The sequence below is a fragment of the Sphingomonas sp. genome (assembly GCF_036677245.1).
In the GTDB taxonomy this organism is placed as follows: Bacteria; Pseudomonadota; Alphaproteobacteria; order Sphingomonadales; family Sphingomonadaceae; genus Allosphingosinicella.
This window is the reverse complement of the sequence record NZ_JAKFCG010000049.1, coordinates 1-2,412: the sequence shown is the minus strand read 5'-3', so window position 1 is coordinate 2,412 and position 2,412 is coordinate 1. Positions and strand designations below refer to the sequence as shown.

General features: G+C 68.2%; 4 protein-coding genes. 2 read left to right on the top strand and 2 right to left on the bottom strand.

From position 1 onward, the window contains the following. On the top strand, positions 1-403 hold a 403-nt coding region (locus tag V6M48_RS05360; RefSeq protein ID WP_332811494.1), incomplete at its 5' end, for a BRCT domain-containing protein. A 15-nt stretch (positions 404-418) separates the two neighbouring features. Here V6M48_RS05360 and V6M48_RS05355 read toward each other — a convergent pair. Continuing rightward, on the bottom strand, positions 419-1,633 hold the full coding sequence (locus V6M48_RS05355) for an alpha/beta fold hydrolase (protein WP_332811493.1): 1,215 nt from the start codon (positions 1,631-1,633) through the stop codon (positions 419-421). A gap of 168 nt (positions 1,634-1,801) precedes the next feature. Here V6M48_RS05355 and V6M48_RS05350 point away from each other — a divergent pair, with 168 nt between their 5' ends. Then, positions 1,802-2,017, top strand: coding sequence for a hypothetical protein (locus V6M48_RS05350; protein WP_332811492.1), 216 nt, complete (start codon positions 1,802-1,804; stop codon positions 2,015-2,017). 45 nt (positions 2,018-2,062) lie between these two features. Here the strand turns inward: V6M48_RS05350 and V6M48_RS05345 are convergent. After that, positions 2,063-2,412, bottom strand: a 350-nt coding sequence (locus V6M48_RS05345; protein WP_443019050.1) for a hypothetical protein, incomplete at its 5' end; no start/stop codon positions are given.

Below are 2,412 nucleotides of genomic sequence, written 5' to 3'. Positions count from 1 at the left end.
GGCAGTCGAGCCGACGAGCCCGGAGCGCGCCGAGCTCGATGCCATCGATGGCGTCGGGCCGACCGTGGTCGAGGCGCTGCTGCAGTTCTTCGCCGAAGAGCACAATCAGGAGATGCTGGCGCGCCTGCTGGCGCAGGTGACGCCGCAGCCGCTGGAGGCGGTGGCCTCGGCCAGCCCGGTCGCCGGCCAGATCGTCGTCTTCACGGGCGCGCTCGAACGGATGACCCGCGACGAGGCCAAGGCGATGGCCGAGCGGCTCGGGGCGAAGGTCGCGGGCTCGGTTTCCTCGAAGACCGACCTCTTGGTCGCCGGGCCGGGCGCCGGCTCCAAGCTCAAGGATGCCGCCAAGCACGGCGTCAAGGTGATCGACGAGGCCGGCTGGTTCGAGCTGGTCGGAGGGTAGCCGGCCCGTGGGGCGTCAGTCTCGCGAGGAGGATGGCGCGGCGAGGATGAAGCGGCCGAGCCCGTCGAAGAGAACCGGCCAAGCTGGCTCGTCGGGCAGGATGACGTGGTTGCGGCTCTCCAGCAGCAGGAATTCCGCACCGGGGATATGTGAGGCGAGCGCGAGCCCCTGCTCGAGCGGCTGAACGCCGTCGGCATCGGCGTGCACGACGAGGGTCGGTACGGCGACGCCGCCGAGCAGGTCGGACACGTCGAAATGGTCGATTGCGCGGCGCAGCGCGGCCGCGTTGTCGGGCGAGGCCGTGAGGCGCTGCAAATCCGCCAGGGATGCAATCTGCTCGCGGCTGCCGCCTGGGATGAACAGGGTAGCAAAGGCTTCGATGAACGGACTGTTGGCTTTGCCCCAGCCGTGGCGGATCAGGGTGATGAGCGCCAGGCCTTGCTCCCTGTCGGCACCGGACCGGACCAGGCGGCCCCTGACGAAGCCGCCGTGCAGCACAAGATGGCTCACCCTTTGCGGATGCCGCCGGGCGTAGCTGACGGCGATCGGCACGCCCTGCGAGGTGCCGTAGAGCGCGAAACGCTCGAGGCCGGCGGCGTCCACCGTCGCCTCGAGATCCTCGACGAAACGCTCCAGCGCGAAATCGCTCACCTCCCAGTCGGACAAGCCATTGCCGCGCTGATCGTAGCGGACGAGCGTGAACTGCCCGCTGAGCCTGCTCAGGAAGGGGCGCCAGATCGGGCTGTGCCAGTCATGTTCGAGATGGGTCAGCCAGTGCCCGGCCTTGACCAGAGGGTAGCCGGTGCCGCTGGTCGCATAGGCAATGCGGGTGCCATCGCGGGAGTGGCAGAAGGCGACACGCTGGTGCGGCGCTTCCGCAAGATGCGCTCCCGCCGGCGCTTGGCCGTGACGTTGCATCTCTACCGGCTCGACCGGGCCGACGAAGCGGAAGCCGCGCCGCGGCACGGTCCGGATCCAGTCCTGGCGCTTGCCTTCATCGTCGATCGCGGCGCGGGCGGCGCTGATCCGGGCGCTGATCGCCGAATCCGAGACGATCCGTCCATGCCAGACCGCCGCGACCAGATCGTCCTGCGAGACGACGCGCTCGCGCTCGCAGACCAGGTAGTGCAGGAGGTCGAAGACCTGCGGCTCGATCGAGCGCGGCTGCCCGGCCGCGAGAAGCTCCCGCGTTTCCGGGACAAGCTCGAAAGCTCCGAAGCGATAGCGCATGCGGAAGCTTACCATGGGTTCGGGGAGGTCGGTATCCGAGCTCGCGGCCCTTACGAAAAAGCAAGGGAAACGCAAGGTAAGCGCAAGTTTTCGGCCAAGCGCGGCCGCGAGGGTTTCGCCATCCTGGCCGTGACGAGCAGAGGAGCATGACGAGCAGAGGAGCAAGTCATGGCGCGAGAACTCGACGACAGGATCGTTCGCCGGTCGAATGGATCGATCGATATCGACTTCTATGTACGCAGAAGCACCGAGATTCGCCGCAAATCCATTGCCGCGGCGCCTGGCGCCTTCAGGGGATGGCTCGCCAGGGGCCTCGCGCGAGCGGTGGCGGGTTTGCGCAAGCTTGGCCCGGCAAGCCCGGGTCGGGACATCACGGTCCGTTGAACTGCGGTGGCGCGGCCCGGCGGCCGGCTGCCAATTCGGGCAGGCTCAAGCCCGCCCCGCCGCCAGCGTGCAGATCATCCGCGCGACTTCGAAGGATTTCTCGAAGGCCGGGACGGGCAGGAACTCGTAGCGCGAGTGGAAATTATAGGCGCCGGTGAAGAAATTCGGCGTCGGCAGGCCGCGGGCCGAGAGCGCTGCGCCGTCGGTGCCGCCGCGCATCGGGATCTGCTTCTTGCTGATCTGCAGCGCCTCCAGCGCGCCGAAGAGCAGATCGACCGAGCGGCGGTCCTGCCCGAGGCTGTCATGGATGTTGCCGTAGGTGTCGGTCACCCGGCATTCGACGCGGCCGGTGGGATAGAGCGCGGCGATCTCGTTCGCGACCTCCTCGATGCGGC

Bases quoted from the DNA above. Each gene is read 5' to 3' on its own strand.
- V6M48_RS05355 (WP_332811493.1), bottom strand. From the start codon at position 1,633: ATGCGCTATCGCTTCGGAGCTTTCGAGCTTGTCCCGGAAACGCGGGAG.
- V6M48_RS05350 (WP_332811492.1), top strand. From the start codon at position 1,802: ATGGCGCGAGAACTCGACGACAGGATCGTTCGCCGGTCGAATGGATCG.